The sequence below is a fragment of the Subsaximicrobium wynnwilliamsii genome, from assembly GCF_007997225.1.
Lineage (GTDB): Bacteria > Bacteroidota > Bacteroidia > Flavobacteriales > Flavobacteriaceae > Psychroserpens > Psychroserpens wynnwilliamsii.
Genome location: NZ_VORM01000049.1, coordinates 1 through 7,636 on the forward strand (window position 1 = coordinate 1; position 7,636 = coordinate 7,636).

Genomic DNA, 7,636 nt, shown 5'->3' on the forward strand with positions numbered 1-7,636 from the left:
TTTGGGAACGGCGGAATTTACTCAATCGCACTATCTCAGGGAAAGCAACAACAAAACACAATAATTCCAGGCCACTTTTCACAACATCGCGTATAATTAATTGCTAGGTCTGTACTTCTTCCGAAAATCCTCGTGGATGCCCAAGTTCGTTTTTATTTGCTAAATTAGCGCTTGAGACACGCAACTAATCATACTCAAGAGCGTTAGGCAACATATGAAAAAAATCCTGCTCATATTGACATTTTTTACCTTGATGACAAAATTGTCTGCTCAAGAATGTGAATATTCGGAATATTATCCTTTGGTTGAACTTGCATCTAAATATTATTCTCAAAAAAATTACAAAGAATCAGAAATAAATTTTAAGCTCGCTTTTGATAAAACTGAATTTCCTCTTGGTAAGGACTTACATTTGGCGTTCTTGATTGCCGAGAAAATAAAAGACGCTGAATGGGCTTTACAAATCGCAACGCAATTAGCAAAAGGTGGCGTTCCTTTAAGTTATTTCCGATATTATAAAAAAACGCAATGGTACAGCCAATTAAACGCAGAATATAAAACTTATTCAGATTACTACATTACAAACTTCAAACCTGAATTAAGAGATAAATTCAATTCTTTAATAGAAAGAGATGCCACTTTTACCAGACAAATAATGGACTGGTATTACGGAACAATTGAAATCACATCTGAAAATGCCTATAATGAAGCAAATGCCATTTATTCAGAACTAAAGCAAATGACTGAAAAATACGGTTTCCCAAGTGAGCACAATATGGGATATAATTATGTGAGTAGATTAAATAAAATTGAGGATTATCATACTCTTGCGCTGATGATACATATATATAAATATGGAGAGAGAATTTATGAAAATGAAATCCCGAATTATATTTGTAGTGGGATTTTACATCCAAACTCTAAACAAATATTAAAACAAAGTATGGGTTTCGGAAACAGTATGGGAATTGAACACGAAATGAAAGTTCGAGAAGAAATGTATAAAAAGAAAAAGGAATAAATACGTTGCCTAACACCGTGTATAAACCATTGCTGGGTCTGTGCTCATCTGGAAAATTCTTGGGAATTTTCCAGCGTAGTTTTGTATCTTTAATGGTTCGTGCTTTGACACGCAACGGTCCATACACAAACACGTTGGCAACAAGCTGAAAAAAACGCATTCGAATTGAATAATAACAAATTTAAAATTACAGTAATTCTGACATTGATTCCGACTTTGGTAATGGCAAATGCTGGTTCGCCAATGATGTGGTTTGGAATTTTACATTCTCTGATATTGAATTCTCTAATCGGATTTTATGAAAGTAATTACTTGGAAAAAAGAGAAATTTCTAACCGAATGTGGTTAATAATCATCGGGAATTATTTCTCAATGTTTATCGGATTATATTTCATTGCGCCTTATTTTTCATCAATTTCTGGAAATATTGACTTTTGGGGCGGAAAAACAAGTTATGGAAATTATGAACTAAACGGATTTATATTTGGAATGTTAGCTTCTTTTATTGCAGCATTGATTTTGGAATTTCCGTTCTATTATTTATCTGTGAAAGACAAAACAAAAAGAAAAAAAGGAACTTGGATATTTATTGAGGCAAATGCAATATCGAACACGGTTATGTTTTTAATTTATTTAATGATTGTAGTTGGAGGAAGTAAATGAAAAAAAGCCAGTTGCCAACACCGTGTAAAAAACATTGCTTATTTTAGTTAAACCGTTTGGTCGTTGCTCGTTTGCTAACTCTGATTTTCCTGCGGAAAATCCTCGCACACAAACACGCAACGTTCCTTACACAAACACGTTGGTAGCCATTTAACAACCGAAACAGAGCAATTTAAAGACCATCCGACTTACGGAATTTAAAAGAAAAAACGTAAATTGACTCTCGAAAAGTGATGAATGAAAGCCGACAGGTCTAAAGTGGATAGTCCACGAGCTAAACTATAATGACCATAAACTTATAGAGTTTAGAATTTTTAACCATTAAATACAACACATATGAAAAATGTATTTTTTGCACTAGCTTTTATGCTAGTAGGAACTTTAACTTTTGCTAACAATGTAGAAGTTGAAACAATTGATAACAATGTAACTATTGAAAATGTACTAAGTTTAGACGAGGTATCATTAGAAGAAGTTGCGTTAGATGATGCAATGGCTTGTGGATTTCCTTTATCTTGGGATACTGGAGAGCACGGAACTGGTAGTTTCTATTTTGGTTGTGATGATAGCACAACAATGGATGATATCCTTTCTGTAATTTTTGCATTATTCTGGTAATCTAATTAATGGGCGGAATATTCCGCCCATTATATTAAAATTTATAACTTATGAAAATATATAAATATCTTATAATCGGTTTATTCAGTATACCGTTTTTTCTTTTTTCTCAAGAAAATCAAATAAATAATTCTAATGATGTTGGAAGTGTAGAATACATATTCAAAATACCAGCTGAAAAAACAATCTACAAAACTGCTTTTTTAAAATTTAATGATTCTATTTCTAATTTTATTTATAATAAAATTGGTATGGAAAGTTCGAGAAAAACAGGAATAGATTCTGACGGGAGTTCTATTAACGTAAATTTCAGTGTTTCAGACGAGCAAGGTGCAATTGTACACAGAAATTTTAAATCAAAAGAAATAAGAACTAGGATAGCTACAATTAGAAAACTTTTCGAATCCTACTATTATGATGATAATTGGATTGAAATTGAATGGGAAATAAAAGGTAAAATAAAAAAAATAGGCGAATTTACAGCACAAAAGGCAATAGGTAAGTTTAGAGGTAGAGAATATACTGTTTGGTTTACTGAGGAAATACCATTGCCTTATGGACCTTGGAAACTTTTTGGATTGCCTGGGTTAATATTAGAAGCAGAAGACAGCGAGAAAATGTTTGAGATTAAATTTGTTAGCATAAAATACCCTTGTAATGATTGTGAATTAGATGTTTCTAAACCAACTGCAAAAGAAGAAAAAACATTAAAAGAGTATGTTGAATTTAGAGACAACTACAATGATTACGTTTATAGAAAAATGAAATCAAGATTACCAAGAAATCTAGCGAAAAATTTTAGAAAAGGCCCTCAAAAAAATAATGGTAGAAAATATCGAGACGAGAAAGTATTTGAATGGGAAACAGAAACAATAGATGACAAAAAAGATTAAATTTCTATGGTTAATTACTTTATTATTTTTCAGTTTTAATGGACTAGCACAAATACAAGGTAATGTGCTAGATATTAATAAACAACCTATTGAGTTTGTAACTGTAGTTTTAAAAAAAGCTGTTGATAGTACTTTTGTAACCTATACACGAACAGATAGTGATGGTTTTTATTCATTAAAATCTAAAACTATTGGTACTTTTTTATTGAGTTTTTCATCTTTAGGCTATGCCAAAAAGGAGCAAAATATTGTTGTTACAGATGTTTCTAAAACAATTAAAATCAATATCACTTTACAAGAAGAAATTGTATCTTTAGATGAAGTAGTTGTTCGAGCAGAATTAGATATTACACAAAAAAAAGATACTATTACTTTTAATGCTAAAGCATTTGCACAAGGCAACGAAGAAGTGGTTGAGGATTTACTCAAAAAAATTCCCGGTCTTACCGTTGAGAGTGATGGTACAATAAAAGTAGGTAATCAAGAAGTTGAAAAAGTAATGATTGAAGGCGATGATTTTTTTGAACGTGGTTATAAGCTACTCACTAAAAATATGCCCGCACAACCTATTGATAAAATTGAGTTGTTGCAAAACTATTCTAATAATCGATTACTTAAAGGTATTGAAGAAAGTGAACGTGTTGCATTAAATCTAAAACTAAGTGATGACGCAAAACGTATATGGTTTGGTAATATGACGATTGGTTATGATGCGTTTGCTAATGAAGACCGATACCATATAAAAGGCAACCTAATGAATTTTGGTAAAAAAAATAAATATTACTTTTTAAGTAATGCAAACAACATAGGTTTTGATGCCACAGGCGATATTAATCATCTAATACGACCAATACGCTTTAATGAACCTGCAAGTTTAGGCGACAATCAGTCCATAACTTCATTGATAAATCTTGCAGTAAACACACCAAACTTTAAACGCAGTAGAATAACATTCAACAATGCCGAAATGGCATCACTTAATGCTATTTTCAATCCAACAGAAAAACTAAAAATAAAAACGCTTGGTTTTTTAAATTGGGATGAACTTGATTTTTTTCGTAATCGAGTAGATAATGTTTCGGTTAATGGGCTGGATTTTACAAATACAGAAGATTATCAACTACAAAACAAAAAGAGAATTGGTTTTGGTAAAGTGGATTTGATATATAACCTATCTAAAACTAAAATGCTTGAAGCCACTTCAAAATATCAAAATGCTAATTTTTCTAGCGCATCAGATTTGGTGTTTAATAATCAATCTACCGTTGAAAATTTAAATAATCCAGTAGAATTATTTGACCAAAAAATCACTTTTACCAATAAATTTAAAGAGAATAAAGTATTATTATTAACAGGTCGTTTTATTGATGAAACTGCACCACAAAATTATAGCGTAAATCAGTTTTTTTTTAATGATTTATTTCCAAATACCACTGCAAACAACGTTAACCAAAACTTAGTGCAAAAAATGACCTTTGCAGGTATTGAAGCTCATCTTTTAGATAGAAAAGAAAACAAAAATCTATTTGAATTTAAAATTGGTAATACCTTTAGAAAAGATAATTTAAATAGTCAATTTTCACTTTTAGAAAATAACACAGAAATAAGTGAACCTATTGGCTATCAAAATAATTTAAGCTATTCAGTAAATGATTTATATCTAACTACAAAGTACCAATACAGTTTAAATAAAGTAAAATTTATAGGTAATTTAAGTGTGCATCAACTTTTTAATCGTTTAGAACAAAATAATCAATCTAGCAGTCAACAACCATTTTTTATTAACCCAAGTTTAGGTATTGATTATAAAATAAATGGCAATAATCGTATTAGAACATCTTATGCACATAATCGTACAAATGCAACCGTTTTAAATGTATATAATGATTTTGTATTAACAGGCTTTAGAAACTTTAATAGTGGTGCGGGAGATTTTAATCAGTTAGATGCATCTGCTTTTTTATTAAGTTATCAACTTGGTAATTGGAGTGACCGCTTTTTTGCAAATACAACTTTTTCTTACACTAAAAATCACAATTTCTTTTCTACCAATACTATTATCAATCAAAACTTTACACAAGAAGAGGCAATTATAATAAAAGACCGAGAAGCTTTTGATACAAAAGCCTCTTTTGATTACTTCTTAAAAAAACTATCTAGTAACATAAAAATAAACCTTGGCTTTACACAATCTGAATTTAAAAATGTGGTTAATAACTCTGAATTAAGAGAAGTATCATCAATAAACTATGAATACGGCATAGAATTTAGAAGTGCTTTTGACAGCTTTTTTGACTTTAACATTGGCACTAAATGGTTAAATAATGAAATAAAAACCACAGTAACTAATGAATTTACAGACAACGTTAGCTTTCTAGATTTAAACTTTTATGTAAACGATAAATTCAATATGGATTTGCAAACTGAGCGTTATTTTTTTGGTAATTTGCAATCGGATAACACCTATTATTTTTTAGATTTTAATGCTCGGTATACCATAAAAGAAAATAAATTGACTTTAATGCTATCAGGCAAAAATTTGTTTAATACAGATACATTTAGAAATTTTACAATAAGCGACATCGGAAATTCAACAACGGAATATAGATTATTGCCGAGATATGTACTTTTAAAAATGGAATATAGATTTTGACAATCGAACTGAATAAAAAACGGCTACCAACAACGTATATAGCTCATAGCTAATTAGTTGCATAGTCGAAGTTAAGGCATATTTGCGAAGTCGCCAAATTTTTAAATTTGACGATTTCCAATAAAAAAGATAAATAGTAAAATTTAAAAATCTGGCTTGTGCTTAATCCGAAATTAATTTTTTAATTTACACGCTACGAGCCATATACAGAGACGTTGGCTAAAATAGCAGAATTAGCAAGTAAATTCATAATCCAGTCTTATTAGGAGCTAATTCGTGACATCATGCGGAAACCAATCTCTGCGGATTTTTGGCAGGTTTATGGAATCGCTATCGGAAAAACAATTCACAGAAAACCGAGTTAAATAAAAAGAGTTTCTAATAAGATTGCGGAACCAAACAACACTCTGGATTTAGCAAGATTGCGGAATTGAAAACCGTTGCGGAATAAAAGCCTAATATTTACGATGACCAAATAGTGACGGAATTAGGCTCACTTGCCGACTTGCTTACTAAATCGAATGGTACTTAAACTCATGAATTGGCCAAAGCATATCTCACTCTTACGCACTGCACCAACGGAACATTTTCAAAAATTTCAAAATCATCTAACTACTTTAGCCAACATCGCGTATGATTAATTGCTTGGCCTGTTCTCCTTCCGAAAACCCCCGCAGATTCCCTAGTTCGTTTTTATTTGCTAAATTAGCGCTTGAGACACGCAACTAATCATACTCAAGAGCGTTGTAAAAAATGGCGGAATTCACTCATAACTAGACAATCGAAACCCAAAAAAGCTTTTCTTTTTACGGTCGCGGAATTTTCTTCGATTTCTAACCAGTCCCATAAATGAAAAACGGAATTACAAAATCAGACAAGTTTGCGGAATCTTGAATTGTTCAAATCCACTCTGAATAAAATCGAGTTGCGAAATTACTCACTCACACGGAATTTCCCACTCGAGCGGAATCAAGTAGTTCGCGGCTTTTGGGAACGGCGGAACTCACTCAATCGCACTATCTGAGGGAAAGCAACAACAAAACACCATAATTCCAGGCCACTTTTCACAACATCGCGTATAATTAATTGCTTGGCCTGTTCTTCTTCCGAAAATCCTCGTGGATGCCCAAGTTCGTTTTTATTTGCTAAATTTACTGCTTGAGACGCGCAACTAATCATACTCAAGAGCGTTGTAAAATATAGCAGAATTCACTCAGACCCATAAAATCGAGAATCTGTAAACTGTCTAATCTGAACTATTCCGGAAAATCAACTGTTGCGGAATTTTGAGCAAGTTTGCGGAATTTAAAATCGGATTTTATTTCAAAAACAGTCGATTAATGATGGATTTTCTAAAGTAAGTTTGCGGAATAAATAACGGAACCTTTGCAGTTTGCGGAATTATTCAAGATGCGAAATTTAGTCAGATGCAGAATTGTGCACAATGCGGAACTTAAGCAGTTCGCGGATTTGCTTACTCGAGCGCACAACTCAAATGAGTATTTTATCTAAAGTCTGAAATTCACGAAACTACATTTCACAACATCGCGTATAATTAATTGCTAGGCCTGTACTTCTTCCGAAAACCCTCGTGGATTCGCTAGTTCGTTTTTATTTGCTAAATTTACTGCTTGAGACACGCAACTAATCATACACAAAACCGTTGCAAGTAATACTCGGGCTTTCTAGAAAGCATCAAATTCAACCAATTAACCAACAGTATTTAAAGATCAGAAAACGGAATTCGAAACGGAAGCCAAAAAGCAAGTTGCGGAATTACTCACTCAT

General features: G+C 31.9%; 5 protein-coding genes. All 5 read left to right on the forward strand.

The annotated features are described in order from the left end of the window. Positions 1-214 precede the first annotated feature (214 nt). The 5 genes from ESY88_RS19905 (at position 215) to ESY88_RS19925 (ending at position 5,848) form a co-directional block, all read left to right on the forward strand. Positions 215-1,021: a hypothetical protein gene (locus ESY88_RS19905; protein ID WP_147089902.1), complete on the forward strand. Its 807-nt coding sequence runs from the start codon at positions 215-217 to the stop codon at positions 1,019-1,021. Positions 1,022-1,186: 165 nt separating this feature from the next. Continuing rightward, on the forward strand, positions 1,187-1,684 hold the full coding sequence (locus ESY88_RS19910; RefSeq protein WP_147088424.1) for a hypothetical protein: 498 nt from the start codon (positions 1,187-1,189) through the stop codon (positions 1,682-1,684). A gap of 336 nt (positions 1,685-2,020) precedes the next feature. Next, positions 2,021-2,302 (forward strand): hypothetical protein, encoded by a 282-nt coding sequence (locus ESY88_RS19915; RefSeq protein WP_147088425.1) that lies wholly within the window; start codon positions 2,021-2,023, stop codon positions 2,300-2,302. Between the two features lie 50 nt (positions 2,303-2,352). Beyond that, positions 2,353-3,195, forward strand: coding sequence for a GLPGLI family protein (locus ESY88_RS19920; protein ID WP_147088426.1), 843 nt, complete (start codon positions 2,353-2,355; stop codon positions 3,193-3,195). Continuing rightward, positions 3,179-5,848: a carboxypeptidase-like regulatory domain-containing protein gene (locus tag ESY88_RS19925; protein WP_147088427.1), complete on the forward strand. Its 2,670-nt coding sequence runs from the start codon at positions 3,179-3,181 to the stop codon at positions 5,846-5,848. The genes ESY88_RS19920 and ESY88_RS19925 overlap by 17 nt, the downstream gene beginning before the upstream one ends. Positions 5,849-7,636 lie beyond the last annotated feature (1,788 nt).

Bases quoted from the DNA above. Each gene is read 5' to 3' on its own strand.
- ESY88_RS19905 (WP_147089902.1), top strand. From the start codon at position 215: ATGAAAAAAATCCTGCTCATATTGACATTTTTTACCTTGATGACAAAA.
- ESY88_RS19915 (WP_147088425.1), top strand. From the start codon at position 2,021: ATGAAAAATGTATTTTTTGCACTAGCTTTTATGCTAGTAGGAACTTTA.
- ESY88_RS19920 (WP_147088426.1), top strand. From the start codon at position 2,353: ATGAAAATATATAAATATCTTATAATCGGTTTATTCAGTATACCGTTT.
- ESY88_RS19925 (WP_147088427.1), top strand. From the start codon at position 3,179: ATGACAAAAAAGATTAAATTTCTATGGTTAATTACTTTATTATTTTTC.